46 protein-coding genes and 1 tRNA gene are annotated in these 22,646 nt (G+C 45.0%); 42 read left to right on the top strand and 5 right to left on the bottom strand.

Annotation, left to right across the window (positions count from 1 at the left end):
* Window positions 1-11: 11 nt before the first annotated feature.
* From HQ865_RS01420 to HQ865_RS01385, 8 genes are all read left to right on the top strand, one after another.
* Complete coding sequence (locus tag HQ865_RS01420; protein ID WP_173413174.1) at window positions 12-257, top strand: hypothetical protein; 246 nt, start codon at window positions 12-14, stop codon at window positions 255-257.
* A complete protein-coding gene (locus HQ865_RS01415; RefSeq protein ID WP_173413173.1) occupies window positions 232-1,518 on the top strand; it encodes a hypothetical protein in 1,287 nt (428 codons plus the stop codon). The genes HQ865_RS01420 and HQ865_RS01415 overlap by 26 nt, the downstream gene beginning before the upstream one ends.
* 66 nt (window positions 1,519-1,584) lie before the next feature.
* Window positions 1,585-2,082, top strand: a complete 498-nt coding sequence (locus tag HQ865_RS01410) for a DUF6712 family protein (protein WP_173413172.1) — start codon at window positions 1,585-1,587, stop codon at window positions 2,080-2,082.
* A 125-nt stretch (window positions 2,083-2,207) separates the two neighbouring features.
* Window positions 2,208-3,932, top strand: coding sequence for a hypothetical protein (locus HQ865_RS26085; protein ID WP_317170043.1), 1,725 nt, complete (start codon window positions 2,208-2,210; stop codon window positions 3,930-3,932).
* A gap of 3 nt (window positions 3,933-3,935) precedes the next feature.
* The gene (locus tag HQ865_RS01400; RefSeq protein ID WP_173413171.1) at window positions 3,936-4,802 is read left to right on the top strand and encodes a YncE family protein; all 867 of its coding nucleotides are present in this window, start codon (window positions 3,936-3,938) and stop codon (window positions 4,800-4,802) included.
* Window positions 4,803-4,888: 86 nt separating this feature from the next.
* A complete protein-coding gene (locus HQ865_RS01395) occupies window positions 4,889-5,350 on the top strand; it encodes a lysozyme (protein WP_202020437.1) in 462 nt (153 codons plus the stop codon).
* Window positions 5,347-5,595, top strand: coding sequence for a hypothetical protein (locus HQ865_RS01390; protein WP_173413170.1), 249 nt, complete (start codon window positions 5,347-5,349; stop codon window positions 5,593-5,595). Before HQ865_RS01395 ends, HQ865_RS01390 begins: the two co-directional genes overlap by 4 nt.
* 1 nt (window position 5,596) lies before the next feature.
* Window positions 5,597-6,049, top strand: a complete 453-nt coding sequence (locus tag HQ865_RS01385; protein ID WP_173413169.1) for a hypothetical protein — start codon at window positions 5,597-5,599, stop codon at window positions 6,047-6,049.
* Between the two features lie 58 nt (window positions 6,050-6,107).
* Here HQ865_RS01385 and HQ865_RS01380 read toward each other — a convergent pair.
* The 5 genes from HQ865_RS01380 to HQ865_RS01360 form a co-directional block, all read right to left on the bottom strand.
* A tRNA-Leu gene (locus HQ865_RS01380) sits at window positions 6,108-6,191 on the bottom strand.
* A gap of 18 nt (window positions 6,192-6,209) precedes the next feature.
* The gene (locus HQ865_RS01375; RefSeq protein ID WP_173413168.1) at window positions 6,210-6,353 is read right to left on the bottom strand and encodes a hypothetical protein; all 144 of its coding nucleotides are present in this window, start codon (window positions 6,351-6,353) and stop codon (window positions 6,210-6,212) included.
* Between the two features lie 48 nt (window positions 6,354-6,401).
* Window positions 6,402-6,860, bottom strand: a complete 459-nt coding sequence (locus tag HQ865_RS01370) for a hypothetical protein (protein WP_173413167.1) — start codon at window positions 6,858-6,860, stop codon at window positions 6,402-6,404.
* An 8-nt stretch (window positions 6,861-6,868) separates the two neighbouring features.
* Window positions 6,869-7,264, bottom strand: a complete 396-nt coding sequence (locus HQ865_RS01365; RefSeq protein ID WP_173413166.1) for a hypothetical protein — start codon at window positions 7,262-7,264, stop codon at window positions 6,869-6,871.
* A 30-nt stretch (window positions 7,265-7,294) separates the two neighbouring features.
* Window positions 7,295-7,669: a hypothetical protein gene (locus HQ865_RS01360; protein WP_173413165.1), complete on the bottom strand. Its 375-nt coding sequence runs from the start codon at window positions 7,667-7,669 to the stop codon at window positions 7,295-7,297.
* 277 nt (window positions 7,670-7,946) lie between these two features.
* Between HQ865_RS01360 and HQ865_RS01355 the strand changes: the two genes are divergently transcribed.
* The 34 genes from HQ865_RS01355 (at window position 7,947) to HQ865_RS01200 (ending at window position 22,639) form a co-directional block, all read left to right on the top strand.
* Window positions 7,947-8,219, top strand: coding sequence for a hypothetical protein (locus HQ865_RS01355; RefSeq protein ID WP_173413164.1), 273 nt, complete (start codon window positions 7,947-7,949; stop codon window positions 8,217-8,219).
* A gap of 6 nt (window positions 8,220-8,225) precedes the next feature.
* On the top strand, window positions 8,226-8,417 hold the full coding sequence (locus HQ865_RS01350; protein ID WP_173413163.1) for a hypothetical protein: 192 nt from the start codon (window positions 8,226-8,228) through the stop codon (window positions 8,415-8,417).
* Window positions 8,418-8,426: 9 nt separating this feature from the next.
* Window positions 8,427-8,666, top strand: a complete 240-nt coding sequence (locus HQ865_RS01345) for a hypothetical protein (protein ID WP_173413162.1) — start codon at window positions 8,427-8,429, stop codon at window positions 8,664-8,666.
* A gap of 3 nt (window positions 8,667-8,669) precedes the next feature.
* Window positions 8,670-8,855, top strand: coding sequence for a hypothetical protein (locus HQ865_RS01340; protein WP_173413161.1), 186 nt, complete (start codon window positions 8,670-8,672; stop codon window positions 8,853-8,855).
* The gene (locus HQ865_RS01335; protein ID WP_173413160.1) at window positions 8,852-9,076 is read left to right on the top strand and encodes a hypothetical protein; all 225 of its coding nucleotides are present in this window, start codon (window positions 8,852-8,854) and stop codon (window positions 9,074-9,076) included. Before HQ865_RS01340 ends, HQ865_RS01335 begins: the two co-directional genes overlap by 4 nt.
* Window positions 9,073-9,258 carry a hypothetical protein gene (locus HQ865_RS01330; protein WP_173413159.1) on the top strand — a complete coding sequence of 62 codons (186 nt, stop codon included), beginning with the start codon at window positions 9,073-9,075 and terminating at the stop codon, window positions 9,256-9,258. The genes HQ865_RS01335 and HQ865_RS01330 overlap by 4 nt, the downstream gene beginning before the upstream one ends.
* Window positions 9,255-9,494, top strand: coding sequence for a hypothetical protein (locus HQ865_RS01325; protein WP_173413158.1), 240 nt, complete (start codon window positions 9,255-9,257; stop codon window positions 9,492-9,494). The genes HQ865_RS01330 and HQ865_RS01325 overlap by 4 nt, the downstream gene beginning before the upstream one ends.
* Complete coding sequence (locus HQ865_RS01320) at window positions 9,491-9,739, top strand: hypothetical protein (RefSeq protein ID WP_173413157.1); 249 nt, start codon at window positions 9,491-9,493, stop codon at window positions 9,737-9,739. The genes HQ865_RS01325 and HQ865_RS01320 overlap by 4 nt, the downstream gene beginning before the upstream one ends.
* A 3-nt stretch (window positions 9,740-9,742) precedes the next feature.
* Entirely contained in the window at window positions 9,743-9,991 is a 249-nt protein-coding gene (locus HQ865_RS01315; protein ID WP_173413156.1) for a hypothetical protein, read from the top strand.
* Window positions 9,992-10,002: 11 nt separating this feature from the next.
* On the top strand, window positions 10,003-10,467 hold the full coding sequence (locus tag HQ865_RS01310; RefSeq protein ID WP_173413155.1) for an ASCH domain-containing protein: 465 nt from the start codon (window positions 10,003-10,005) through the stop codon (window positions 10,465-10,467).
* Window positions 10,468-10,496: 29 nt separating this feature from the next.
* The gene (locus tag HQ865_RS01305; protein ID WP_173413154.1) at window positions 10,497-10,793 is read left to right on the top strand and encodes a hypothetical protein; all 297 of its coding nucleotides are present in this window, start codon (window positions 10,497-10,499) and stop codon (window positions 10,791-10,793) included.
* 52 nt (window positions 10,794-10,845) lie between these two features.
* Window positions 10,846-11,070, top strand: a complete 225-nt coding sequence (locus HQ865_RS01300) for a hypothetical protein (RefSeq protein WP_173413153.1) — start codon at window positions 10,846-10,848, stop codon at window positions 11,068-11,070.
* Window positions 11,063-13,459, top strand: a complete 2,397-nt coding sequence (locus HQ865_RS01295; RefSeq protein ID WP_173413152.1) for a DUF5906 domain-containing protein — start codon at window positions 11,063-11,065, stop codon at window positions 13,457-13,459. Before HQ865_RS01300 ends, HQ865_RS01295 begins: the two co-directional genes overlap by 8 nt.
* A 12-nt stretch (window positions 13,460-13,471) precedes the next feature.
* Window positions 13,472-13,777: a hypothetical protein gene (locus HQ865_RS01290; RefSeq protein ID WP_173413151.1), complete on the top strand. Its 306-nt coding sequence runs from the start codon at window positions 13,472-13,474 to the stop codon at window positions 13,775-13,777.
* A 10-nt stretch (window positions 13,778-13,787) separates the two neighbouring features.
* Window positions 13,788-13,961, top strand: a complete 174-nt coding sequence (locus HQ865_RS01285; protein ID WP_173413150.1) for a hypothetical protein — start codon at window positions 13,788-13,790, stop codon at window positions 13,959-13,961.
* Between the two features lie 10 nt (window positions 13,962-13,971).
* Window positions 13,972-14,097 carry a hypothetical protein gene (locus tag HQ865_RS26025; protein ID WP_262889709.1) on the top strand — a complete coding sequence of 42 codons (126 nt, stop codon included), beginning with the start codon at window positions 13,972-13,974 and terminating at the stop codon, window positions 14,095-14,097.
* On the top strand, window positions 14,084-14,830 hold the full coding sequence (locus HQ865_RS01280) for a phosphoadenosine phosphosulfate reductase domain-containing protein (protein WP_173413149.1): 747 nt from the start codon (window positions 14,084-14,086) through the stop codon (window positions 14,828-14,830). The genes HQ865_RS26025 and HQ865_RS01280 overlap by 14 nt, the downstream gene beginning before the upstream one ends.
* Before the next feature lie 2 nt (window positions 14,831-14,832).
* Window positions 14,833-15,564, top strand: a complete 732-nt coding sequence (locus HQ865_RS01275) for a hypothetical protein (protein ID WP_173413148.1) — start codon at window positions 14,833-14,835, stop codon at window positions 15,562-15,564.
* Window positions 15,565-15,857: 293 nt separating this feature from the next.
* A complete protein-coding gene (locus HQ865_RS01270; RefSeq protein ID WP_173413147.1) occupies window positions 15,858-16,118 on the top strand; it encodes a hypothetical protein in 261 nt (86 codons plus the stop codon).
* Between the two features lie 1,042 nt (window positions 16,119-17,160).
* A complete protein-coding gene (locus tag HQ865_RS01265; RefSeq protein ID WP_173413146.1) occupies window positions 17,161-17,346 on the top strand; it encodes a hypothetical protein in 186 nt (61 codons plus the stop codon).
* Window positions 17,343-17,675 carry a hypothetical protein gene (locus HQ865_RS01260; protein WP_173413145.1) on the top strand — a complete coding sequence of 111 codons (333 nt, stop codon included), beginning with the start codon at window positions 17,343-17,345 and terminating at the stop codon, window positions 17,673-17,675. The genes HQ865_RS01265 and HQ865_RS01260 overlap by 4 nt, the downstream gene beginning before the upstream one ends.
* 120 nt (window positions 17,676-17,795) lie before the next feature.
* A complete protein-coding gene (locus HQ865_RS01255) occupies window positions 17,796-18,125 on the top strand; it encodes a hypothetical protein (protein WP_173413144.1) in 330 nt (109 codons plus the stop codon).
* Window positions 18,100-18,747 carry a hypothetical protein gene (locus tag HQ865_RS01250; RefSeq protein ID WP_173413143.1) on the top strand — a complete coding sequence of 216 codons (648 nt, stop codon included), beginning with the start codon at window positions 18,100-18,102 and terminating at the stop codon, window positions 18,745-18,747. The genes HQ865_RS01255 and HQ865_RS01250 overlap by 26 nt, the downstream gene beginning before the upstream one ends.
* Window positions 18,744-18,878, top strand: coding sequence for a hypothetical protein (locus HQ865_RS26020; RefSeq protein ID WP_262889708.1), 135 nt, complete (start codon window positions 18,744-18,746; stop codon window positions 18,876-18,878). Before HQ865_RS01250 ends, HQ865_RS26020 begins: the two co-directional genes overlap by 4 nt.
* Complete coding sequence (locus HQ865_RS01245; protein WP_173413142.1) at window positions 18,878-19,075, top strand: hypothetical protein; 198 nt, start codon at window positions 18,878-18,880, stop codon at window positions 19,073-19,075. The genes HQ865_RS26020 and HQ865_RS01245 overlap by 1 nt, the downstream gene beginning before the upstream one ends.
* Complete coding sequence (locus HQ865_RS01240; RefSeq protein ID WP_173413141.1) at window positions 19,072-19,644, top strand: hypothetical protein; 573 nt, start codon at window positions 19,072-19,074, stop codon at window positions 19,642-19,644. The genes HQ865_RS01245 and HQ865_RS01240 overlap by 4 nt, the downstream gene beginning before the upstream one ends.
* A 4-nt stretch (window positions 19,645-19,648) precedes the next feature.
* Window positions 19,649-19,864 (top strand): hypothetical protein, encoded by a 216-nt coding sequence (locus tag HQ865_RS01235; protein WP_173413140.1) that lies wholly within the window; start codon window positions 19,649-19,651, stop codon window positions 19,862-19,864.
* A gap of 38 nt (window positions 19,865-19,902) precedes the next feature.
* A complete protein-coding gene (locus HQ865_RS01230) occupies window positions 19,903-20,121 on the top strand; it encodes a hypothetical protein (protein ID WP_173413139.1) in 219 nt (72 codons plus the stop codon).
* Window positions 20,122-20,152: 31 nt separating this feature from the next.
* The gene (locus HQ865_RS01225; protein ID WP_173413138.1) at window positions 20,153-20,338 is read left to right on the top strand and encodes a hypothetical protein; all 186 of its coding nucleotides are present in this window, start codon (window positions 20,153-20,155) and stop codon (window positions 20,336-20,338) included.
* Between the two features lie 31 nt (window positions 20,339-20,369).
* Entirely contained in the window at window positions 20,370-20,639 is a 270-nt protein-coding gene (locus HQ865_RS01220; RefSeq protein ID WP_173413137.1) for a hypothetical protein, read from the top strand.
* A 218-nt stretch (window positions 20,640-20,857) separates the two neighbouring features.
* The gene (locus tag HQ865_RS01215; RefSeq protein WP_173413136.1) at window positions 20,858-21,001 is read left to right on the top strand and encodes a hypothetical protein; all 144 of its coding nucleotides are present in this window, start codon (window positions 20,858-20,860) and stop codon (window positions 20,999-21,001) included.
* Window positions 21,002-21,059: 58 nt separating this feature from the next.
* Entirely contained in the window at window positions 21,060-21,719 is a 660-nt protein-coding gene (locus tag HQ865_RS01210) for a hypothetical protein (protein ID WP_173413135.1), read from the top strand.
* Between the two features lie 9 nt (window positions 21,720-21,728).
* On the top strand, window positions 21,729-22,283 hold the full coding sequence (locus HQ865_RS01205; protein ID WP_173413134.1) for a hypothetical protein: 555 nt from the start codon (window positions 21,729-21,731) through the stop codon (window positions 22,281-22,283).
* Window positions 22,283-22,639: a hypothetical protein gene (locus tag HQ865_RS01200; RefSeq protein WP_173413133.1), complete on the top strand. Its 357-nt coding sequence runs from the start codon at window positions 22,283-22,285 to the stop codon at window positions 22,637-22,639. Before HQ865_RS01205 ends, HQ865_RS01200 begins: the two co-directional genes overlap by 1 nt.
* Window positions 22,640-22,646: the final 7 nt, after the last annotated feature.

Below are 22,646 nucleotides of genomic sequence, written 5' to 3'. Positions count from 1 at the left end.
AACTATCAACCATGAACTCAAAGAAATACATCTTAAAACCCGGCAAACACCAATTTGCTCCTGGCGAACATGCCCGGCATGATAATGAAAGTTTGACCGATGCAGAAGCGAAGTGGTACTTAGATCGGTATCCGCATATTAAGGCTTTGTTCAGCACGTTACCGGAAAGCAATAGAATTAAAAGAAAACGAATCGGTGTAATCGCACCAAAATCTGTGAAATCCCCAATAAATGAAAACCTATCTGCCACAAATTGAACGACGCATTGTAGTACGCCCTAACCAAACCTACGGCATACTGAATTACGATCTGGACAATGCCTATCCCCAACGTATGCTGGAACTGGTGGGCAACTCCCCTACCGCCAAAGATTGCTGGAATAAACGGTCCAAATTTATAGCCGGCAACGGGTTTGAAGAACATAGCTTGGGCAAACAAGTGGTAAACAACAAGGGCCTCACGCTGGCTAAACTACTGAAAGCCATCGCATCAGACAAGGCTTTGTTTTGCGGGTTTGGTATCCATATAAATTATAATGCCAACTTCAGGATCGCTTCAGTCAATTATATAAAGTTCGAGGACATACGCATGGGCGATACCGACTGCCCGGAAACCGCTGATAAATACGCCATCTATTTTGACTGGGGCCGAAAGACCTGGAAAAACATCATGCGCAGCAAGATCACCTTCCTAGATAAGTATGATCCTGATCCGGAAGTAATTAAACAACAGGTGTTAGCCGCGGGAGGTTGGGAGAACTATAAAGGTCAATTGTTTTATTTCAATCCGGAAGTTGATGATTATCCCTTGATTGAAGCCGACAGCGTTTGGGAGGATTTTGAGACTGAAGCCGGCATTAAGGTATTTAATAACCGCGAGGTTACCACCGGCTTCCTGCCGTCTACCATGCTGTTTATGCAATCGCGCAGGGAGGAAGCAGATAACTCGGGCCCGGATACGGGCGATGAAGCCGTGAGCAATATACCCTCTCAATTAGAAAAGGATCTTGGTGCCTTCCAGGGTGCCAAAAGCGCGCAGAAGATCATTGTGATAGAATACGAAGACGAATCATCCAAGCCCGAATTTAAACCTTATGCCATTCAAAATAATGATAAGTTGTTTGAAACTACCGAGCGATCGGTAGAAGCCCGCATCATTAAAGGATTCTCGGTACCAAAGGAATTGGTGAACGCCGAAAAAGCATCGGGCTTAAGTAACGGCAGCGAAAAGAAGCAAGCCATTCTCGAATTCAATGACAACACAGCGCCCGAACGCCTGGAGATCTCTGAAGTATTTGCCGAAATATTTAACCGGTTTTATATCGATATCAACCCATCAGGTAATTGGGATATCATCCCGGTTCCGGCCGATGTGGCTGACAATAGCGCCGGTATAGCAGCGGGTAACAGCATTAATCAGCTATTACTGTCCGATCTTCCGGCAAGCAGTAAATCAGCCATTTTAATATACGCATACGGTTTTAAACCAGCCGAAGCGGAGGCTATGGTGATTGATTAATTACCAGTACACACCACACATAGTCAACGACTATGGACAAATTAAAAATTCATAAATAATTTCTATATGAATATTATCGATCAAACAACCTTTCAACGCTTCGAAGATATCAGCACGAATATTAAACCCGAGCGGCTGGGCGTGTTCATCAGCAAAGCGCAGGAACTCGACCTGAAACCTTTTTTAGGCTACGCATTATACTACGATCTGATGCAACACTTTAACAATGACGGCGTACTTAAAACCGACACCCCACAAGCCTACAAAGACCTGGTAAATGGCACCGAATACCTGGACAAGCGTGGCCACATTGTTTTATACCAGGGGCTTAGTCCACTGTTGGTTTACTTTGCCTTTGCACGCTTTATCGAGGACGACTCGGTGCACTACACCGCAACCGGCCCGGTGATCAAACAGCGCGAAGGCGGAAATTCGCTTAGTGCGGCCGAGATCGCCAAACTGGTAGAACAACAACGCAGTACTGCAAATGCCTATGCTAATGAAACCGAGCGCTTTCTGCGCGATCACAAAAAGCGATTTTCCGTTGTGGACATACAACCCTAAAAACAAATCGGCCCGCCAGGCAGGGCCACGGATCAGAGGCGTAGACAAAACCGAATTTAATTACAACGCAAGGGACGAGTTTAACTGCTTATCGCCAGTGTAAATCTTCATAATCTAAAATTATCATGGATAAAAAAATAAGCGAATTAACATCTGCTTCCGGTATCGATTCGGCCGATGTTTCCATCCTCGTTCATAACAATACCGACTATCAATTTAGCTTCGCCACGCTACTGACGTTTATCAGCAGCAACCTGCCTATCGGTGCCGCAATTACCTTCGGCACAACACTGCCGCAAAACACCAGCGGCAAAAACGGTGATGTATTTGTAAATACTTCGGCCGCATCCTTCGCTCAAAAAATATCAGGCACATGGAATGTAGTTTACACGCTGCCTGCGGCAGGCAGCCTGGCAAATAGCACCGTACTTTATGGCATTGGTGTACCTGCAAATGGTACCGGCAACAATAACGATACCTATATTAATACCAACACCGGTGCATTTTATAAAAAAACATCGGGCACATGGAGCCAGGTATTTACGATGCTAAACGGCCCAGCCGGTGTAAAAGGCGACAAAGGAGATAAAGGCGATGCGGGAAATCCAGGCAGAAGCGTATTAAACGGCTTGACAAATCCATCAAACCTAACAGATGGCATCAATGGCGATTTTTATGTAAATACAGCTACCTATACCCTATTTGGCCCGAAGACCGGCGGTATATGGGGGCCTGGCACTAACATAGTTGGTCCGATAGGCGAGAAAGGGGATACTGGTGATACCGGCCCAAAGGGCGATACCGGAGATACGGGTGCGACGGGAGCAACAGGTGATAAAGGCGACATTGGCAATACAGGCCCCATGGGATCTACAGGCCCTAAAGGGGATACCGGCGATGTGGGCACAACAGGTCCCAAAGGAGACACCGGGGATGCCGGGCCGACCGGCGCCAAGGGCGATACCGGCAACACCGGACCAGGTGTTGCTACTGGTGGCACGGTTGGGCAGGTACTCAGCAAAGTAAACAGCACGGACTTCAATACACAATGGGTGGATCCACCAATTGGTATTGTAAAATCATCGGGCGCAGAACTGAATACCGGTACCGACGATGCTAAGTTTGTTACAGCTGCAGGGCTGGAGGATTCTAAATATTTAACACAATCAGGTGCTAAAGTCTCGGCTACGGCAAGCGGCACAAATACTTATACTGCAACAATATTTCCTGCAATAACGGCTTACAACAGCACACAGCGTTTTTATATTCTTTTCACAAATGCCAATACCGGTGCTGCAACATTAAATCTAAATTCTTTAGGTGCTAAAGCGATCAAGAAAAACGTAAGCGTGACATTAAGTACTGGCGATATATTGGCTGGGCAAATCCTTTGTCTTGCCTACGATGGCACAAATTTTCAAATCATCAACTCATTTCCTGCAGCAATTCCTACTGTATCAAGTGGGGAAAAATTATTATCAATAACATCTACCGGTGTACAAAAGAATTATGATGCGGTAGATCAGATCATAAGCTCATCTGCTTTAACATCTGCTGATTGGACTAGTGGGGCAATATCATACACAGGATTTACTGGTCAATATGCATTTGATGCAAATTATAGATATGATTGTGTAGGTGTTAACTCATGGAAACGCAGTGTATTTAGTAGCAACTCCATTGACCTTTATCTTTCCCCCATAGATGACTCCGCAGGAGCAAAAACAAGTACTGAATTAAATGCAGCCTATCCTTCGGCATCAATAGGACAAAAAGTTTACGGTATACAATTCTATTATGAAAAGTACAGTTCTACAATTTGGAAAAAAACCGCATCAATAGACGCATAAAGTATGGCACATTTATATAAACAAGGTAACATACTTTACAAAGTTGGCGGTAATGTATTTACAATTGGGGACAAATATGTTTATACTGGTGCTCCACAAACAACAACCAGCACTAACGCACAGCGCATTTGTTGGGATTCAGCTACAAATAGAATATACGTACCCAATGCAACAAATGGCACTGTTCAGGTAATCAACGGATCAACATTTGCTACGATAACAACAATCACTGGCATTCCAAATGCGACAGCTGTATCTGTTTCCAATGGAAAAATGTACGTATTAGATGGCAATGGGCTGCTGTACAATTACAATGCAAATACATATGTTTTGTTGAACACCCCCATAAATATTGGGGGAGGTAATGGGATTAGTATTGATCCCGTTGCGTCTCACAATACAGCTATAGCGCTAAAATATGGCAGTGGAACTAATGGGAAAGCATTTATAATAAATACAATAACGGACACTATAACAGGTTCATTCCAAGTTGATACTGGTTATTGTATTGCCCATGATCCCATATTACCGCAATATTACATAGTAGGAGGAAGTGACGGCCGTTGTTTTACTTATAATAGTATAACTCATACACTAATAAGCACCACTATATGGAACAGTTTTTTAATTACAAGTATTGCTTTTGATCCCATTACACAAAATAATAGATTTTTAGCTATTCAAAGGGATGGCGGTATTTATATAATAAATAATACAACACTTGGCGTGATTGGCACAATAGATGGCATTGGTATAACATATAACACAAGCTATGGTATAGCTTATGATCCCAATCCTGCTAATAACTTATTTGTGGCTTGCAATAATTTGTTAGGCAAGTTACAAGTCGTAACTCAATCAAGAATATAAAGGATGGCCTTAGTCTCGCTACCATCTTTCATGTTTTAATCAATCAATTATATCAAATCTCTTACGCTTTTAATCCCCAATACAATATGATGCAACTAAGCGATCATGGCGAAGCCATTATTAAAAATTTTGAAGGCTTACGCCTCTCTGCCTACCGCGATGCGGCAGGCTTTTGGACCATCGGCTACGGTTCAACCCGTTATCATGATGGTAAAGCTGTAAAGCCGGCCGATAAACTGGCTAACGAGCAACAGGCAGATGCCCTGCTGCGCAACACATTAGGGGCATACACCGATGCGGTTAATCATAAGGTTAAAGTGCCTTTAACGCAAAATCAATTCGATGCATTGGTTTCCTTTACCTACAATACCGGCACCGCGTCGGGCAAAACCTTGTTCGAAAAGCTAAACGCAAAAGATTACCAGGGCGCGGCAGATCAACTGACAGAATGGAATAAAATAACCGATCCGCATACCGGTCAAAAAATAGTGTGCGATACATTAGTTAAACGCCGTGCCGCTGAGCGCACCTTATTCTTAAAACCATGACCAGTATAGAACATCAGCAACTAAAAGGCATCACGCTAAAAAACCTGGTGGTAACGATCATGAGCACAGCCAGTATCGTCGCATCGGTAATGACCACTTACTTCCAGTTAAAAAGCGACATCAACGATGTTAAAACACAACAGGAAGCGCAAACACGGGTAAACGAAATCCGCCTGAAAGTACTGGAAGGCCAGGTTGCCTTGCTACAAACCGAAGTTGAACAATTAAAAAAACACAATAATTAACATGAGCTTAAAAACATTTTTAGCAAAAATTTGGGCAGGTATTAAGTCTCTATTCGACAAGATACCCGCCGATCTGAAAACGGCCATACATATTGGCGTATTGGTAACCGAAAATGTAAAAAAATTTACGGATTCGCCGGTGGCCGACATTTTAACAGTATTAATTCCGGGCGATATTGACGACAAAATAAAAGAAATACTACGCAAGCAACTGCCTGTTATACTAACCGAATTGAAGTTGGCTGATGAATGCGCCGGCTTAACAGATCCGGCAGAGATTACCGCATGCGCAGTAAAGGTTTTACAAAACATGGATGGTAATATTCAAGGCGCGTTCCTGCATAATTTATCCATCTTGGTTGCCCAGGTAGCGGCCGATGGCCAGTTGAACTGGCGCGATAGTGTTTACCTGTTAGAATGGTATTATCAACACCAATATAAAAACGCAGCTTAAACGTTTGCCCTAAAACATCAAAAGTTCCGTAAGGAACTTTTTAATTTGATTTCTGAAGTGCCCGGAACGAGATTCGAACTCGTACATCCTTACGAATGCCACCCCCTCAAGATGGTGCGTCTACCAATTTCGCCACCCGGGCTTGTCTATACCTGTCAGTTTAAACTGATTTTTTATTATTCATTAAAAAACCCTCAAAATCTGCTGATTTGAGGGTTTTGGATGTGCCCGAAGAGAGACTCGAATTGTCCCCTGCGTTCACTCCTACCGTCTTATCGGCTGCAAAACTAATATTTTTTGCCATTTTCTATATTATTTTACACCGCTTTTTACACCGTAATTAGCGGTTTTTTTATTGTATCCTGTATATCGGTTTACGGGTGGTATACTCAAATATCGCATTCTCGGTAAGCTCAATAAAACGGTCAATTTGCGGGTCGGTTAAGCTATTGGCATTAACAGTGATCCCGCCACCGCTGGATGAAAACTTAATTGTCTTCACCGTCCAAAACTGATAGATCAGGTACCCGATTATAACTACAGCAATGGGTATAGCCAGGTTGATAGGCTGGGCTTGTGTATAGTACTGTAACAGGTTAACAGCGATTGCAAATGCGGCTATGTACAGGGTAACGGTTAAAATGCGCGGTATGTGGCGGCGCTCATACTCTACATAGCTAATTTCCGAAAGCCTTATCGAATAATACACACCATGCCTGTAGTAGCGCAGCCGGTAGTTTGTGAGGTAAAGGTCATTACCGGCCGTGGCAATCTCCTTTTCAAATTCTTCAATGGGTAATTTGTCTGCCATGGCTCGTATTATTTAAAAACAGGGTCTCTGAACGTATAACTGGGTTGGGATGGCGTTAATGTGATAGTTTCAGATGTATTCATCGATGGACTTCTTTTGTAGCTAACCCTTCCAGTTAGCGATTTTATAGCATCGCCGTACTGTATCCAAAATTCTACGGTTTTAAGCCCTTTGGCAGCGCTTGAACTAACGGTTTTATTAAAAGGCTGTCCCGCCTGTACGGTTAATGATACTGGTGCGCCGCTCTCATTAGTGTAAATCACACTGTAATTAAGATCGGTCGTTGTAGGCGTAAAGCTGTATTCAATAACCGTGTCAGAAGTAGTCGTGCCGTTGTTATTAGTCGTTTTAACGCAGCCGACCAATGGCAATAGCCATAGTAATAAGTAAGTTTTTTTAATCATGAAATTAAGGTTTAAGTAAGCAATAGTTAATTATTGTTTTTGCATTCGCAGCAGTTGTATAATTTCTTCTTTGTCTTTAACTTGTTTTTCCAGCATCTCTACTTTTTGCTGCAAATTTTCAACCTGATACTTTACCACAGGCTCATTGAGCACCGAATGATTAGCCTGGTTATTTCTGTCCCCTACAATTGATTGAAAGGTCGAACCTTCCTCAAAAAAGGCATGTATTGGCATATTTAGGACGCTAATCAGTTTTTTTAAGTCTCGCAATTTTATGCTTTCACCAGCCAGCCCGGCCTTTAATCCGTCAAAAGACATATCCAATTCATTCACCAGCCACTTAAAAGTTTTACCCTGACGGGCTAACTCTTCATCAATTAGATTTTTTAGGTCAATTTTTTTCATCTGAAAATCAGATAATTATAAATTATAATTCTATTTATTTGATTTTTTGAATTCAATTATTTTGAATTAACAATTCGATTATTTAGAATTGCATCACGATAATTCGTTAAACATATACAAAAAATCGTGAACGGACTGCAAAAAAGTGGAGATAAAGGGACAGCGCAAAGCACCCTCTTTAAGGTTGGAGTTAAGTGTTTTATCATAGGTTGAAAATTTTGGCAGTTTGAGCGTAAAAGCATAAAAAAGTTTAGTCACACCACACAAATATTTAGTAATGTCAAAAAAGTACGCAATAGATGAACAGTTAGACCTCCTGCCCATGGTCAAGCGAAAAAAAGCAATCGCCGCTTTGCCGGGTCTGCTGAATGTTCAATACAACACCTTCCGCATATACTGCAACCTCGAAATAGGGGATACCGGCGATATACCGGCTGAAAAGGTAGCTCTGTTGGAAAAATTTTTCGGCATCGAACCCGGCAGCCTGCGCAATTATCAGGTAACCACCCCTACACTGGATGAACTGATAAAGCAGGAAACGGCGGCGTAGTGGATTATGCATATAGCATATTCCCGGCTCAATAATACCGGGCCGCCAACTAAAGAGCAGTTAACCCGGCAACAGCAATTTGCCCTTAAGATGGCTGTTAAGCAGTATAAAAAAGCCTGCCGCGACTACGCAGGTCGCATAGCGGCTATACAAAAACGAAATCCCGGATGGTTTCCAAAATTCAACTTTAACCCATAACATAAAATCATGAAAAAGGAAAAATTTAAAACAGAGGTTACTGAAAACAAAATTATCGAAAAAGGCACAGGCGTCGAATACCATGAGGTAACCCTGCGCTTTAATGCGGCCGATCCGAAATCGAAATTTAAAGCCAGTTCAATGATGACTTTTTTAATTCAGACCGACCCAAATTACATAACCAGGATGGCGACCGAAGATAACGAACCCGACCTTTCACCGGCCGCTTTTGGCCTTGCAAAAGGATAAGCCATGAAAGCCACCCCTACCACCGCCCGCCGCAACGAACTCTTAGCCAAAAAATATGAGTTGGAAAAGCTGATCCCGGATACCATCGACCCCGTAGCGGTGGCAAAGCTGCGCGAAGATTACCGGGCTATTTTAAACGAACTGGAAACCTACTATTTCGATGAACCTGTTAAACAACCAAACCAATGATAACCCTACCTCCCGATTACTCGCGCGAACAGTTACGCGCTGATCTCCTGATTACCATCGGCGGCTACCAGCCAGGCACCTACTACGAAGATGGCGGCAGCATCAAAATTGAGATTGCGAAGCTGACCGATACCTACATGGTAACCCTGATCCTGGCTTTCCGTACCTGGAAATTTTTCTATCCCGAAAGCGAATACATGGGAAAGGCGGTAACAGCATGAAGTACTTTATCATAGCCGTCATGTTTGCCATACTGGCCGCCTTTAGCGAAGCCCTGGCCGATCTGTTTACCGGATACGGGCACTTTACTGTAGTAGTGTGCTTTTTGGCGGTGTATGGGGTGCTTATCAAAATGGTATACGAAATATTAACCGCCGCTATCCCTAAAGAACTTGAACGATGAACGAAACCACTACCACCCCGACCAATCGCGACCGCTTTTTAGCGGGAGAAAAGTTCCTTATCAAAGGATTGGGTTGGCACTATTACAAATTACAGCTAACCGAACCCATTAAGCTAATACACCGGGATGGCATCCCAGTGGCAGCGCTGACCTCATACGATGATAGGATGATCTATTATTACGAAAACGGGCAGCATGGAACAGTTTTTTATTCTGAAATGAACTTCAATCTATGAGCCAAACCACTACCACCCCAACCACCCGCGACCGCTTTTTAGCCGGTGAGAAATTTCGCATCAATAGTAGTGAAACACTTTATTATGACCAATACACGCCGGATGCTGCATGTATATCAGATAACGATAGAAATTACTATTGCAGCATCCGTAACATAACCGATGAAACATTCAGTGTTTGGGGCTTTTTTATCGATGTATCGATCAATCGTACTTATAATTTTTCAGACCTAAACTTTATCTAAGCCATGCCTGAAACCACTACCACCATAAACAACCGCGACCGATTTTTAGCCGGTTGCAAGTTCAGCACCGCCCCGCTAAAGCATGTAAAGGCTTTTGAATACCGCGAAGTATTCGAAGTGGCTTATATCGCCTTCGAAGGCCGAATGTATTGCATTGTCGAAGCCATAAGCAACGAAGGTATACACGTAAGCAGCCAGGTGTTTAACGCGCAATTCAGCACGTCCCTGCTTTTTTCCGACATGATCTTTTAACCCTAACCGCTATGAGTACCAAAACACCCCGTATCAACTACAGCCACAATTGGAATAACAAGCTGATGTGCATTGCGCACACCACCATACGCCCCAGGAATGATGAAAAATTTATCGTTGGTCGCATTTTCGATATCTGTTTAGATGGCGAGGTTATTGGCGAGGGCATTATCCGAACCATCGTACATTTTAAGCTCTACCAGCTTAATGAAACAATGGCGCAGATAGATACCGGTTACGACAGGCAGACCGCCATCGAAATGATGAAAAAGGTATATGCAGGTTGCCGATACGATTACGATACACAGGATTTTAGCCTGATCACCATCCGTATGCCCGATACGCGGGTACCCTATTGTATCCCTACACTTCTTAAAAAGACCGACCCGCAGGCCTGCCTGTTCCCCGAAAGCGAAGGAATGAGCCGACACCCATCCGCACACGAAATTTTCGAGCATAACCAGCAACCCGCTTAACCTTTTAATCCACTAACCTAACCGAGAAAATGGAAACCTGTAAAAAGTATGACGAATTGCCGCAATCTGATAAAGAACAGATACTGCAATTAATTAAAAAAATGAAGGGTAAATCATGGATTTGCGATGTGATTATCAAAGAAAGCGACTTAAAATCCTACACCTTTTTTGTATCTGTTTTGAAGTACAATACCGTTAAGGGTTGGGCCACAAATGGCTATATACGTCAAGACAAATTGCCTGACAACATTTGGCGACTTTCTTATAAACCCAAGGTAGTAAAAGGCGAACAGGACAACGCCGGACGCATAAAAGCCTATTATTAGCCCCTCGCCTATCGCATAAAACCAATACGCTTAATTAAAACCAAAACTAACTATGTGTGCAAACCCAAAGTACAACATCGGGCGGCTTATATCCGCTATGCCCGGAAACCCCAAAAGCAACCGCTATAAATTCTGCATCGAACTGCATATCGATATCCGCACCCTGGATAATTGGGACGCGGTGCCCGCCGGATCGAAACACAGTATTTCGGCCGACCACCTGTTAAAAGCCGCATCATTTTTAAACTGCCAACCTACCGAATTGATAAATGGCTAAAAAGCAGCATAAAAAAACCGAAGCTATCGACGCTACGCAGTTGGATACCTATTTCAAACAGCGTATGCACCACCTGGGCATTACCAATACGGCCGACCATGTAATCACTTACGAGAACCTGGAATACCCCGGCGTATATGCCGCCCAACCTATTTTTTCAGAAACCGAGCGCGGCGACATTGTGATTAATTACCCCTGTCTTTACGGCGGCCTGGAATACATTACCGATACCGAAAAACCATTTACCCGCCTGCGTATACACCCCGATCATACACAGCGCGACGGTTTTGGTCGGGCTATTAAATACCTGAGCGAAAAAGGCAGCGGGGTACACATCTTTCACCCGCCGCTGATCCTTAAAAAGTTTGCCGATAAAGAAAAGATCAAAACCCTGTATGTGGTAGAAGGCGAATTTAAAGCATTTGCCGGGGCCGCGCTGGATATTGATATGGTAGGCATTGCCGGTATACAAATGTTTGCCAGCGCCGATAAGCGCTTGCATGAAGACATTGTAGCTATACTCAATACCTGCCAGGTAGAACACCTGGTGTTATTGATGGATGCCGATGTGCACCACCTGGAATGGGACGCGGATTTAGAGCCAAACAAAGATTTAAGCAAGCGCCTTTTTGATTTCTTTACCGCTGTACGCCGCTTTAAAGAGTTGGCTTTAGACCATGTAAAGGATATTTACTTTATGCACCTAAGTCAGGACAATATGCCTGATAATAAGGGGCTGGATGATCTGATCTTTTCAATACGAAACCAAACCCCGGAACGCTTACCCGAATTGGTAACCGACCTGTTGACACTGGCGGCACGAAAGCCAGGCAGGCTATTTGTCGGCCACAAGATACGCGAATTAGGCCCCGATAAAATTAAAGCCTTATTCTTTCTTGACTTTCATAAGCGCGTACCGCAATCATTTTACAACCGGTACGATCATATTATCGATGACCGGCAATTTACCTTCTACAAAGGCCGCTATCAGAACAAACCAACCAACGGCCTTGAGTTGGTACGCCACCAGGACGCGGATAGCTTTATGCGCATCGGTACCGATTATGTGAAAGTGATCTACGTACCCGACGCTAAAAAGATCATGCGCCGCAAGCTAAAGGGCTGGACATCGGGCGAACTATCGCGCGATTACGAAAAGAACGGGGTACCCGGCTTTTTTCAGATGATCCCCCGGTACGATGAATATTGTAACGTCCCCTGTAACGATGACGGTTACGAACAGGTAATAGGATCGTGCTATAATATGTATTTTAAGCTAACCCACCAGCTTTCAGAGGGTGCCTGGCCTACCATAAAAGCCTACCTTAAACATGCCTTTGGCGAAGCCGTGCTATCCAGCGGGCATACTAATTACGACCTGGCCCTCGATTACCTCAATATCCTTTACCGCATTCCCACACAACGTTTGCCCATCCCGGCGCTGGTGAACCGCAAACGTGGTACGGGTAAATCAACCTTTTTGTTCCTGGTGAAAGAAATGCTGCAAGAAAACGCCGCCTTTATCAGCAGCGAAGATTTGAAAGACCAGTTTAATAGCGACTGGGTACCCAAAGCGGCCATCCTGATAGATGAAGGCTTTATCGAAAAAAAGGCCACGCTGGAAAAGCTGAAAAGCTACAGCACTGCACATACCATCAACCTGCGTATGATGCACGTAGGCAGGCAGGAAATACCTTTTTTTGGCAAGTTTATTTTAACCAGTAACGACGAGGACAATTTCGCCGGTATTGATGACGAAGAAGTACGCTTTTGGGTGAACAAGGTGCCGGTGCTGACCGAAGAAGACCCCGACCTGTTAGACAAAATGAAAGCCGAATTACCGCACTTTCTTTACTACCTGTCAACCCGCGAAGCCTTGCACCCAAAAAGAACCCGCAGCTGGTTTTCCAATGACCTGATAGATACCGAAGCCGGGCAACGCGTGAAGAAAGCAAGCCGCGGGTGGCTGTATAGCGAACTGGAAACCATTTTGCAGGAAAGCTTTGTAAAATACCAGTACCACACGCTGCATTATACTATTGGCGAACTGGTAGAACTGCTGAATAACCGCAACGCAGCCGTCAAGTTTCGCCAGGCCGATGTAAAAAAGCAGATGTTCGATAAGTTTCACCAGGAAGCAAAGCTAATGCGCTATTATTTCCCCACTGATCCGGCCGGTCGCAATAACCTGTTACCCGATTTGGAACAAAAGTTAGGGCGCGTATACCGCTTTTTCATCACCGATTTTTATAGCGATGCCGAATTGCGTACGCTATGCGAGGGGGAAGATGCAATTTTCGATTACCCGAAACTCATAGCCATGAAAGCCACCGATAGCGAACTACCTAAAGACGCTTTTAACGATCCCTTTAACCCTGATAACAATTAACCTTTAATAAGCATGGAAAATACAATTGAAGTAACCCCCGAATTTATGGCCTGGGTACACGCGTTAACGTTGGCCGGGTATGACCGGGAGATCATTATTAACCTGGCAGATGGAGCCTTTATAGTGGGCTTGTATAATGCGGGTGTTACACCGGCGGCCGCTATTGAAAAGTACGCGGAATTTATAAAAGGAGAACCGCAGCCCAGCGACATGACAGCCTTTTGGGCAGCGAGGAAAAAAACACGCTCAGGAGAACTATCACTTTTTGATAGCAACAATAATGAACCCTTTGAACCCGATTTCGGAGAATTTTTTTAACCCTTAAACCATGGCAAAGCAGCAGAAAACTTTCCGGCTAAGAAAAATTAGCGATGGCCGCTTTATTGTCGGTTTTTTTCAAGGGCATTGGGCAAAGCTGGGCTACCGCAATACGCTGCGGTTCAGCAGCTCCGATGCCGATAAGTGGATAGCCGCCAACCCATGGTACGAAAAAGTAAAGTAAGTATTACCCCATGCCCTGCGATTACAAACAATACCCACCCAACTGGAAAGCCACATCGCTAACCGAAAATACAGACGTAACCATCGGCTTAACCAATACAAATTATTTTAATAATGCAACGAGTGATAAATTTTAGCGGTGGTAAAATCAGCGCCTTAATGACAATCTTATTAAAACCGACGCCGGATGACATAGTGCTTTTTACCGACACCGGCAGGGAGCATAAAAAAACCTACAAGTTTATTGATGATTTCGAGCGTTACGAGGGTATAAAAGTTCACCGGGTTACCTACACGCATAAAAAATCACCTGGCTTAACAGGGATGACCGCACTAAACCGTAAAAAAGTTTATTTACCTAACCGTGTAAAGCGCATTTGTACGGTGGAGCTAAAAATACTGATGACTAAGCGGTATCTGCGTTCAATAGGTATCCAGCGCTTTGAACAGTTTATAGGTTTTAGGGCCGATGAACAGGATAGAATAATCGGTTTAAAAAGTCAATATAAAAAAGTTTCTACCCGCTTTATTTTGAATGAGCAGGGGGTTACAAAACCAATGGTAGATCAATATTGGTTGCTGAAACCCTATACTTTGGAAATTCCCAGCATCTTAGGTAATTGCGATCTGTGTTTTTTAAAGGGTAAAGCTACTATAATCCGTATCCTGCAATTATTCCCCGAACTTGCAGAACCATGGATCGCTGATGAAGATGAAATGAGCGCCCGAACCGGCAAACAGGTATCATATTTTTCCGATATCACCTACCGCCAACTTTTACAAATTGCCCAAAGTCAAAAAACACTATTCGATGAGGTTAACCTTGAAAAGTTAGCCCCAGCTTATTCATGCTCCTGCACTAATTTTTAACCATGCCAGCCCCCTATAAAACCTATTTCGGCGGTAAAAATGGGCCGGGTACCATGCAAACCCAAATCAACCATATACCGCCCTGCGATGTGCTTATATCGCTGTGCCTGGGCAATGACGGCATGATTGCCAACATACACCCGGCACAGCTTACCATCCTAAACGATATTGACCCGCAGGTAATAGCCGCCTGGCAGCCCTGGGTAGCTGCGCACCCGCAGGCCGGGTGTTACCGGCTGTACAATATGGATGCGGTAGACTTGTTGAGATCTGTTATCGCAGAAAAATACGATACTCCAGCTACCGTAATTTACATCGATCCCCCGTATTTAAAATCAACCAGGCGCAGCCAGCGCGATGTATACCGCTTTGAAATGTCCGAAGCGCAGCATATCGCGCTGATAGAAGCCGCCCTGGCCCTTAAACATGCCCGTATCATCTTTGCGCATTACCCCTGCGCCCTGTACGACCGTATGCTTACCGGCTGGAATACCACCGACTACGATAGCCAAACCCGCAAAGGCAAAGCCCGTGAGCGGCTTTATTACAACTACCCGCTAACCGGCAAGCTGCACGATTATAATTTCATTGGCGAAAACTTCCGCAGCCGTGAGCGTAAAACCCGAATTGTAAAAAACATGCTGGCTAAAATTAACCGGCTTGAACCCGATCTACGTAACCGCATCCTTACCGAACTACAGCAGCAAGCCGCCGATATCGCATCGCAACAATAAGCGATACGTGATCAAACACCTGGTATCCCCTTATATTTTTGCGATGCGGTCCGTATCGCATTTTTTTGCGGTGGCTGCCGGCACCGCATATTTTTGCGATGCCGGCAGCCACCGCAATTTTCTGCGATAATGCCGGCCGTATCGCACATTTACGCGATACAGGACTTGTCATGTGGCCACACTCGCATTTTCCTTCGATAATGCATGTTTAATTAGTATAAAATATTAGATATAAAGTACTAATTGACAGGTACTTACATTTTATTTATCTTAGCTACCTAAATCAAATTAACATGACATTAAAACAAGCTATTCAAACACTTAGCGAAGAAACCCAAACAGCCGTAAACATGGTTTATGAAGGCCACAGCGTAAAATCCTTAATGATAGGCGTGCAATTTATGGGCGATGTTAACCAGGCGATTGCGAAAGCGACGCAAATATGCAGCGGATGGACAGAAATACCGGACAGCCTTCAATTTGAGCATTATGTAGTGCTGAAAAACAGCGATAAAATTATCCCCCTCACTCAATTTAAGGAAGCCTGTTATTAACAGGTTTTTTATTACCGCCAAACAGCCCCAATTCCGCGCCCGTAGCGGCGATCTGTTAGCGTGGCGGTGCCCAGCACCGGCCGCTAACTTAGATCGTTGCTACAGGCGCACACTGGCGCGATAGCGCCGCCTTTTACCGCCTGCGCGAGCGATAGCGAGCCAGGCACACCCATGAGCGTAGCGAATGCCTTTTATTCCCGGTCGGGTTCCCGACCCGAAATGCCGCCTTTCCCTTTTGACGAGGGGAGGGGTAGGTATCAAAAAATTTTGGCCGAATTTTAGGAAACCGCCAAATAAAATTTTGCAGTAAGTATTATTATTTTTTTAAAGTATTAAAAATATTGTTACAACTGTTACAGATAACAAAAAGTAATAGGTAAAAAACTGAAAATCAAAAATTTAAAGTCCGTAACAAAAATGTAACAAGGCAAAAAATTTTGTTACAGGCTGTTACAATTTTGTTACAGGTTGTTACGGCTTTGTTACAGTATATTTTATTGATAATCAGATAAGTAACACTACTTGTAACAGTGTAACAGTTGTAACAAAATAAATCTACTCTCTGAATTTTATACATTTTTGCAAAAATCGGGCATTTTTCGCGCATCAGTATTACCCGCTTTTTTTCATTCAGAATAGCACCACCGAATTATATTTCGGAATGGCGCTTCTAAACTATCTGCATCCCCGCCGCTACCTTTATAAAACCTTAATTAATCGCTGAAAACACGGTTTTCACAGCAAAATTTTATTCTGTGCTAATTAATTTAAACTATTGATATGCCCCCAGCATTACCACCACCGCCACCGGCCATTCACAGGCCCGCGCCTGTAGCCAGAGTCAAACAACCGGCCGTACTGCCGAAAACTACGGACAGCGCACTGTTAGCCGCACACTTAACTATCGCCCATTTATACCGATGGGCTATATACCGCCCGATTTTAGTTCACCCATATGGTACGGCAAAAGCTGCCGCGCCAAACATACTAACCGCCATCATTGCCGCAAACAGGCGAAAATGAGGGCTAAACGCAAAAAAGCATGAAAGCAATTGATGTTCAAAAAATGATGAATAACGCGCTTGCCGCGAAAAATGTAAATTATAAAAAAGCCTTTCGCCTATATGTTCGTATGAACAAGCTAAGAAGTAAAGAGGGGCTTCCATATTTGTCAATGCCTAACCTCGAAAACAGGATTGCAGATATGGCTAAACGCAAAAAAGCATGACCGGCAGCGCAGAAAATATACCGGCCCCGGATCATGTGCAGGAAGTTGAGCAACCGGGAAGCGGTGTACCACCAGTGGAGGATACACCCAACCCATCGGCCCCGGTTGCCGCTCCTGTAGTTAAGCCGAAACCGCAGTTTACACCTAAAAGCGATGATGAGCGCAAAAGCGAACAGGTTACCGCCCGATGTACCGTTGCTCAAAAAGCACGGATCAGCGGCATACTGGCCGCCAATAACTGCGATATAGCCGGTTTTGCCTTACTGGTTTATGAAAGGCTGGAAAACGATGTTATCGCCCGAATGCTTACCGGTATTAAAACAAAGTAATGGCCGTAAAGAAAGCACTTTGCAGCGGCTGGGGTGTGTTCCCCGGCGGTAAGCCATGCCCAGGCTGCGCGGATTGTCAGCCGGTACAAAAGATAGTTAAACCACAAAAAATTAAACGTAATGGACGAAAACACCAAAAACGAGCCGGAATTAAAGCCTGAAGGCCCGGTAGCCAAAATGCCTAACCTGATCCAGGTAGATGCCGACGAACTGGCTACCCTGATCGAGCAAAATACGCAGGCTAAAGCCCTGTTAAAAGAGCGTACCGATGATTTGATACAGCTGGTTGCCCTATTCAGCAAGTTTACGGCCGTAATCAACGGTGGTAACATTGTAAGCGCGGTAATGAAGATCACTACCGATAAAAATTTAATGGCAACTATCGGCGCTATCGTGCCGGTAGTTGAAAAATACACTGTAAGCCATGAGCAAAAGCAGATCACAGCCTAACCCACAGCCAGGCGCTACATTAAGCCTGTCGGACGTATTGAGTACCAATACCGAAGCTTTTATCCCGCAGCCGGTTATTGATGACGTGGCGGTTGATGTAACCCCCGAAAGGCCCGATTTCATCGAAGCGGAGCCAGCGCCCCAACCGCAACCGGCTGCAGCACCGCATAATCCTGCGATGACAGCTGTACCCGGTGCGCAATATCAGCAGGGTTACCAGGAACCACCGTCCGATGAGCCGGTTACGCTTTCGCCCGATGACCTGGCAATTATCGCCGTAAACCTGTTTGATTGGGCGCAAACATGCGGGTTTACTTGGGCCAGTAAGTTTTTTATCCTAAATGATAATGAAAAGGAACTTTTCGGCGATGTAGATACCAGTGGCAGCACTGTTTACGAGGTTAACAGCCGCGAACAAAAGGCCATGGCTAAATTAAGAAAGGTAGCCAACCTTATTAAAGAACTGCCTTTGCAGGATGATGAGAAAAGGCGGTTACAGGATGCCGGGATCATTTACGCCCGTACGATGAATGTGCAGGTAACGCCATTTCAGGCGCTTATGGCTTCGGTTACATCGGTATTAGCCGAAAGGGGTACCAAAATCTTTAACAACAGCTTATGACCCGGCAAGTTATCATCGTGTTTTCGGTCGGCCTGGTAGTAGGCTGCCTGATCGGTTACGGGGTTACCAGGCTGCGTAACCGCCGTGTTTACGAAGATTACGCCGGGGAAACTAAACCTGTAATTGCGTGATGGATCACTTATTCATATTTGCCGCCCTGTGCCTATTGGCTGTATCGCAAATAGGCAGCACCATATTAATGTATGGCATGTTTAAGTCCATTACCAAGGATGTAAACAATATCGGCCACGATATAGCATCAATGGTAAAATCAAGTGTGGACGGTTTTTTATCGGTTTTCAAGCGCTCGAAAGGGGTAAGGGAATGAGCGGTACCCGCGAACACATGGCCCTGTTGGTTGCCGGGCGTAAACACACGGGCAAAAGTACCAAACTTGCCGATGTAGCTAAAAGTTACGACGCTAATAAAAAGGTGCTGATAATTGATGTTAACGGATCACCGGCTTATAGTGCGATCCACGAAATTGCGGTAAACGATATACCGCGATGGACAAAGCCAGGTAAGGCCAAAATATACGGCACGCCCACAAAGGACACGCTTAACCTGGTTTCAAAGCATTTCCGCAACGGTCTGGTAATTTTTGAAGATTGCACCAAGTATATCCCTGCCATCCCGCCGCCCGAAATAAAGTCTTTTTTGGTCGACCACCGTATGCATGGTTGCGATCTGATCTTCACCTTTCACAGTTTCCGCAGTGTGCCGCCTTTCTTTTGGACAATGGTTAGCGGTATACTGGTGCTTAAAACCCTCGAAACCTTTGAAAGCAGGCGTAACCGCGACCTGGTGCCCAACTACGAGGGCGTATTAGCGGCCGTAAAGCGTGTAAACGCGCATAAAGATGACTACCATAGCGAATATGTAGCAACTTATATATAACTGAATGAGCAATGCCGCCGATAACATACAACCTATACCCGGCCCCATGAATAAAAAGCAGTTAGCGGCATGGTATCGCGTGGGTGTAAAGCTGTTTGACGGCTGGTACGATGCATTGATACCCGAAGAAGCAAAAGAGCGCATAGGGCCTTATACCGGCCGTTGCTATACCCCCGCCCAACTGGAAATAATTATCCATTACCTGGGCAGGCCTGAATAAACCATAAACCGGGGACAGGGATACTGAACGTTTGTATTATGATTTTTAACGTAATAGGGCAACATATAAGCCAAACTACCAAAAGCACTCATGTTACATTAGAAAGTGCGCCAGCCTGTAACTGTAACCGCCGCCGCTTTCGTGATGATATTGACGAAGAACCTGCAGCAACATTAACCCTTAGTTTAGATGCGAACCCGGAGATAAAATTTGCGCCGGGTAAAAAGTACATCATAACCGTAACCGAAGCTATTTAAACCGGGGACAGGGATACTGAACAGCAAGATCATGAGCACCGAAACTAAAAAAACCGACGAACCCAAACCAAAGCGAAAACCTACTGGCGCGGCCGCCGCTGCCCAGTCTGCAAAAGCCGCAAGGTTAGCAGGCGAAACCACACAGCCGGAAACCACACAGGAGCAACCGGCTAAAGAGTGGAAACCGGCAATCTCGCAGTTTGGCGAAGATCATTAATTAACCCTTTTTTAACTAACAACCCAAAACAATGAGCACAGTAGTAAAACTGAAATGCTTAAGCAAAAAGCAATCAAAAAACTATGGCTATGGTGATGCAAAAGCAAATCCAACAGCCCACGCTATCGAATTTGGTGTAGAGTACGACCCTAAAAGCGTATACTATAACTTATCAGGCGGTACAAACCCAACCTTAAACACTGTCAGCGATGTGGTGGCCGGTCAATTTACCATCGGTAAAGATTATAAAATGACCCTGGAAGACTGGCTGGAAGAAACCGAAGCGGTACCAGCGGAATAGTCTACGGCTTGAACGCCCGTAGTGTTCTTTATATTTTCATCATATATAAATTAATTGGGAACGAACCGGCACCTAAAAATGCCGGTTTTTTTATGCCCCGAAAACTCCCAAACCCGCCCGAAAACAATTAAAGCCGCCCGAAAGCGCCCGTACCTTCCCGAACTGGTTATCAGCATTTTAAAGCCATGCACATTTGGTTATAAATCAAAAAAAACTAAATGCACAAATACATCAATTGGGGCACTGTAGCTACCGGGGTAGTTACCGCCATCGTAATCGGCGCGCTATATGTCGCACTGGTAAAGAAAACAACCGTAGCCGGTGAGGATAAATACGCTTTAAAAAACCCGCTGGCTAAATAAGCCGCTCCCCTACCCACTAATTACTTCAACAAAAATTTAAACTCAAAAAATCAGTAAAATGAGAAACGGACTAATGTCTCCGGCCGAATTGGCGCAAGCCGCCGATGGCCTTACATATAATTTCGGCGGTAACGACGAATTTTTAGAATTTACCGGCGATGGCTTTGCCGACGCGATTTCGAAAGGCAGCGTTTACAACCTGCGTGTAACCAACGCCGATACCACCAACAAAAGGACAATGTTATTTTGCCCTGGTCTGATCGTAAATGCTGCCGGTTTGATGACCGAAGGCGCGTTTAACGATACTGCCGGTGGCTCGGGCTTATCGGCTGCCGGTACGCCTTTCTCACTGGCCTATTTTAACGCTTTGGTACAGCGTGCCCCGATCATGATCCTGGGCTTTAAGATTGCCACCACTAACGCGGTGCAGTTGGATGAGATCATGACCATCACCAAAGACAGCCCCTTCAAACAAAATGAATCGCGACTGATCAATCCGGGTGTGTACGCCAGTGAGGCTAACCCTAACGGGCAGTTGATCACCGTACCGTCAGCATTCCAGTTAGACTTCCAAACCAAAATCAGCTACGGTATACAGCCGAGCACTACGGTTAACTTCATTTTCGTGATTGGCCCATCGCTGAACAATGCAACGGCACTTACCAATAAGGTAAACAATATTGCCGCAGGCCAGGTAGCAAAAAACTTCATCGGCTAAAACCTGACCGTGGGGCCATGGAACATAAGCCAGCCTGATGAAAACAAGGGTTTCATTAAGGCTGCGTTCGACGGCATCTCCCAAATAATTGAGCGGCACCCTAACGGTGTCGCTCAATTGCTTAGAAAGCATGGGATAGACGCGCCGCCAACGAGATTACACGTAGGTCGCGCCGCTAAGGTAAAAAAGGACTTTTTCACCGACCTGTTACAAAGAGTAAAAGCAGGCGGTTTCGGTAACGATGACAGCGATTTTACCGGCTATAGCAACCTGGTAGGCGACCGCGATCGGTTTGCGGTAGCTGAAAAGCTAACCACTGCCGATAAACTGGCAAATGCCGGCACGGTGTTCAGCAACATCATTCGCGCTACACAGCATCCCGCCGAACCTTATAACCAGCGTATACCATCGTATTACGAGCCTTCGGGCAAATATGGCGTGGTAGCCTGGGACAGGGACGAACTGAAAAGCGACCGCTGGTTTGGGATGGATAAAAAGTTTGTGTACGCGATCGCTATCCTTATTGGTATTGCCATCCTGTACGAACTTAAAAAGCGCGGCTAATGGCGTGGGCACAAGGGATCACCGCTATTGAAGTAGTACCCGACCTGGGCGCTACCCCGGCGCGTGTAAAGCACAATACCGGCGTGATACAGGTAAGCGCAAAGCATTTTAAGGTGCTTACGCCCTGGCAGCGAAAATTTGTTTTGCTGCACGAAATGGGGCACATCAAAGCGCAAACCGGCGACGAGGTGAAGGCCGACGAATGGGCAGAAAAGCAATACCTGGATATGGGCGGCCCGCCTGATGAAAGCCTTAGCGTACTGACCAAACTATTAAACAACCAAAACCCGCAGCATAACTGGCGCATCTACCTGCAAATGCAGCGCATAGCCAGGTACGAGCAGGATCACCAATAAAAAATTA

Source organism: Mucilaginibacter mali, assembly GCF_013283875.1.
Taxonomy (GTDB): domain Bacteria; phylum Bacteroidota; class Bacteroidia; order Sphingobacteriales; family Sphingobacteriaceae; genus Mucilaginibacter; species Mucilaginibacter mali.
Note: the sequence above shows the minus strand (reverse complement) of the source record. Positions and strands in the feature narration are given on the sequence as shown.

Excerpts from the sequence above, each read along its gene's own strand:
- HQ865_RS01310 (WP_173413155.1), top strand. The coding sequence starts at position 10,003 with ATGAGTACCAAAACACCCCGTATCAACTACAGCCACAATTGGAATAAC.
- HQ865_RS01300 (WP_173413153.1), top strand. The coding sequence starts at position 10,846 with ATGTGTGCAAACCCAAAGTACAACATCGGGCGGCTTATATCCGCTATG.
- HQ865_RS01385 (WP_173413169.1), top strand. The coding sequence starts at position 5,597 with ATGAGCTTAAAAACATTTTTAGCAAAAATTTGGGCAGGTATTAAGTCT.
- HQ865_RS01330 (WP_173413159.1), top strand. The coding sequence starts at position 9,073 with ATGAAGTACTTTATCATAGCCGTCATGTTTGCCATACTGGCCGCCTTT.
- HQ865_RS01225 (WP_173413138.1), top strand. The coding sequence starts at position 20,153 with ATGAGCACCGAAACTAAAAAAACCGACGAACCCAAACCAAAGCGAAAA.
- HQ865_RS01340 (WP_173413161.1), top strand. The coding sequence starts at position 8,670 with ATGAAAGCCACCCCTACCACCGCCCGCCGCAACGAACTCTTAGCCAAA.
- HQ865_RS01295 (WP_173413152.1), top strand. The coding sequence starts at position 11,063 with ATGGCTAAAAAGCAGCATAAAAAAACCGAAGCTATCGACGCTACGCAG.
- HQ865_RS01320 (WP_173413157.1), top strand. The coding sequence starts at position 9,491 with ATGAGCCAAACCACTACCACCCCAACCACCCGCGACCGCTTTTTAGCC.
- HQ865_RS01275 (WP_173413148.1), top strand. The coding sequence starts at position 14,833 with ATGCCAGCCCCCTATAAAACCTATTTCGGCGGTAAAAATGGGCCGGGT.
- HQ865_RS01365 (WP_173413166.1), bottom strand. The coding sequence starts at position 7,264 with ATGATTAAAAAAACTTACTTATTACTATGGCTATTGCCATTGGTCGGC.
- HQ865_RS01230 (WP_173413139.1), top strand. The coding sequence starts at position 19,903 with ATGATTTTTAACGTAATAGGGCAACATATAAGCCAAACTACCAAAAGC.
- HQ865_RS01325 (WP_173413158.1), top strand. The coding sequence starts at position 9,255 with ATGAACGAAACCACTACCACCCCGACCAATCGCGACCGCTTTTTAGCG.
- HQ865_RS01210 (WP_173413135.1), top strand. The coding sequence starts at position 21,060 with ATGAGAAACGGACTAATGTCTCCGGCCGAATTGGCGCAAGCCGCCGAT.
- HQ865_RS01370 (WP_173413167.1), bottom strand. The coding sequence starts at position 6,860 with ATGGCAGACAAATTACCCATTGAAGAATTTGAAAAGGAGATTGCCACG.
- HQ865_RS01305 (WP_173413154.1), top strand. The coding sequence starts at position 10,497 with ATGGAAACCTGTAAAAAGTATGACGAATTGCCGCAATCTGATAAAGAA.
- HQ865_RS01410 (WP_173413172.1), top strand. The coding sequence starts at position 1,585 with ATGAATATTATCGATCAAACAACCTTTCAACGCTTCGAAGATATCAGC.
- HQ865_RS01390 (WP_173413170.1), top strand. The coding sequence starts at position 5,347 with ATGACCAGTATAGAACATCAGCAACTAAAAGGCATCACGCTAAAAAAC.
- HQ865_RS01315 (WP_173413156.1), top strand. The coding sequence starts at position 9,743 with ATGCCTGAAACCACTACCACCATAAACAACCGCGACCGATTTTTAGCC.
- HQ865_RS26020 (WP_262889708.1), top strand. The coding sequence starts at position 18,744 with ATGACCCGGCAAGTTATCATCGTGTTTTCGGTCGGCCTGGTAGTAGGC.
- HQ865_RS01415 (WP_173413173.1), top strand. The coding sequence starts at position 232 with ATGAAAACCTATCTGCCACAAATTGAACGACGCATTGTAGTACGCCCT.
- HQ865_RS01240 (WP_173413141.1), top strand. The coding sequence starts at position 19,072 with ATGAGCGGTACCCGCGAACACATGGCCCTGTTGGTTGCCGGGCGTAAA.
- HQ865_RS01260 (WP_173413145.1), top strand. The coding sequence starts at position 17,343 with ATGACCGGCAGCGCAGAAAATATACCGGCCCCGGATCATGTGCAGGAA.
- HQ865_RS01335 (WP_173413160.1), top strand. The coding sequence starts at position 8,852 with ATGATAACCCTACCTCCCGATTACTCGCGCGAACAGTTACGCGCTGAT.
- HQ865_RS01265 (WP_173413146.1), top strand. The coding sequence starts at position 17,161 with ATGAAAGCAATTGATGTTCAAAAAATGATGAATAACGCGCTTGCCGCG.
- HQ865_RS01250 (WP_173413143.1), top strand. The coding sequence starts at position 18,100 with ATGAGCAAAAGCAGATCACAGCCTAACCCACAGCCAGGCGCTACATTA.
- HQ865_RS01345 (WP_173413162.1), top strand. The coding sequence starts at position 8,427 with ATGAAAAAGGAAAAATTTAAAACAGAGGTTACTGAAAACAAAATTATC.
- HQ865_RS01285 (WP_173413150.1), top strand. The coding sequence starts at position 13,788 with ATGGCAAAGCAGCAGAAAACTTTCCGGCTAAGAAAAATTAGCGATGGC.
- HQ865_RS01350 (WP_173413163.1), top strand. The coding sequence starts at position 8,226 with ATGCATATAGCATATTCCCGGCTCAATAATACCGGGCCGCCAACTAAA.
- HQ865_RS01220 (WP_173413137.1), top strand. The coding sequence starts at position 20,370 with ATGAGCACAGTAGTAAAACTGAAATGCTTAAGCAAAAAGCAATCAAAA.
- HQ865_RS01245 (WP_173413142.1), top strand. The coding sequence starts at position 18,878 with ATGGATCACTTATTCATATTTGCCGCCCTGTGCCTATTGGCTGTATCG.
- HQ865_RS01395 (WP_202020437.1), top strand. The coding sequence starts at position 4,889 with ATGATGCAACTAAGCGATCATGGCGAAGCCATTATTAAAAATTTTGAA.
- HQ865_RS01400 (WP_173413171.1), top strand. The coding sequence starts at position 3,936 with ATGGCACATTTATATAAACAAGGTAACATACTTTACAAAGTTGGCGGT.
- HQ865_RS26085 (WP_317170043.1), top strand. The coding sequence starts at position 2,208 with ATGGATAAAAAAATAAGCGAATTAACATCTGCTTCCGGTATCGATTCG.
- HQ865_RS26025 (WP_262889709.1), top strand. The coding sequence starts at position 13,972 with ATGCCCTGCGATTACAAACAATACCCACCCAACTGGAAAGCCACATCG.
- HQ865_RS01360 (WP_173413165.1), bottom strand. The coding sequence starts at position 7,669 with ATGAAAAAAATTGACCTAAAAAATCTAATTGATGAAGAGTTAGCCCGT.
- HQ865_RS01255 (WP_173413144.1), top strand. The coding sequence starts at position 17,796 with ATGGACGAAAACACCAAAAACGAGCCGGAATTAAAGCCTGAAGGCCCG.
- HQ865_RS01235 (WP_173413140.1), top strand. The coding sequence starts at position 19,649 with ATGAGCAATGCCGCCGATAACATACAACCTATACCCGGCCCCATGAAT.
- HQ865_RS01355 (WP_173413164.1), top strand. The coding sequence starts at position 7,947 with ATGTCAAAAAAGTACGCAATAGATGAACAGTTAGACCTCCTGCCCATG.
- HQ865_RS01420 (WP_173413174.1), top strand. The coding sequence starts at position 12 with ATGAACTCAAAGAAATACATCTTAAAACCCGGCAAACACCAATTTGCT.
- HQ865_RS01270 (WP_173413147.1), top strand. The coding sequence starts at position 15,858 with ATGACATTAAAACAAGCTATTCAAACACTTAGCGAAGAAACCCAAACA.
- HQ865_RS01215 (WP_173413136.1), top strand. The coding sequence starts at position 20,858 with ATGCACAAATACATCAATTGGGGCACTGTAGCTACCGGGGTAGTTACC.
- HQ865_RS01290 (WP_173413151.1), top strand. The coding sequence starts at position 13,472 with ATGGAAAATACAATTGAAGTAACCCCCGAATTTATGGCCTGGGTACAC.
- HQ865_RS01200 (WP_173413133.1), top strand. The coding sequence starts at position 22,283 with ATGGCGTGGGCACAAGGGATCACCGCTATTGAAGTAGTACCCGACCTG.
- HQ865_RS01375 (WP_173413168.1), bottom strand. The coding sequence starts at position 6,353 with ATGGCAAAAAATATTAGTTTTGCAGCCGATAAGACGGTAGGAGTGAAC.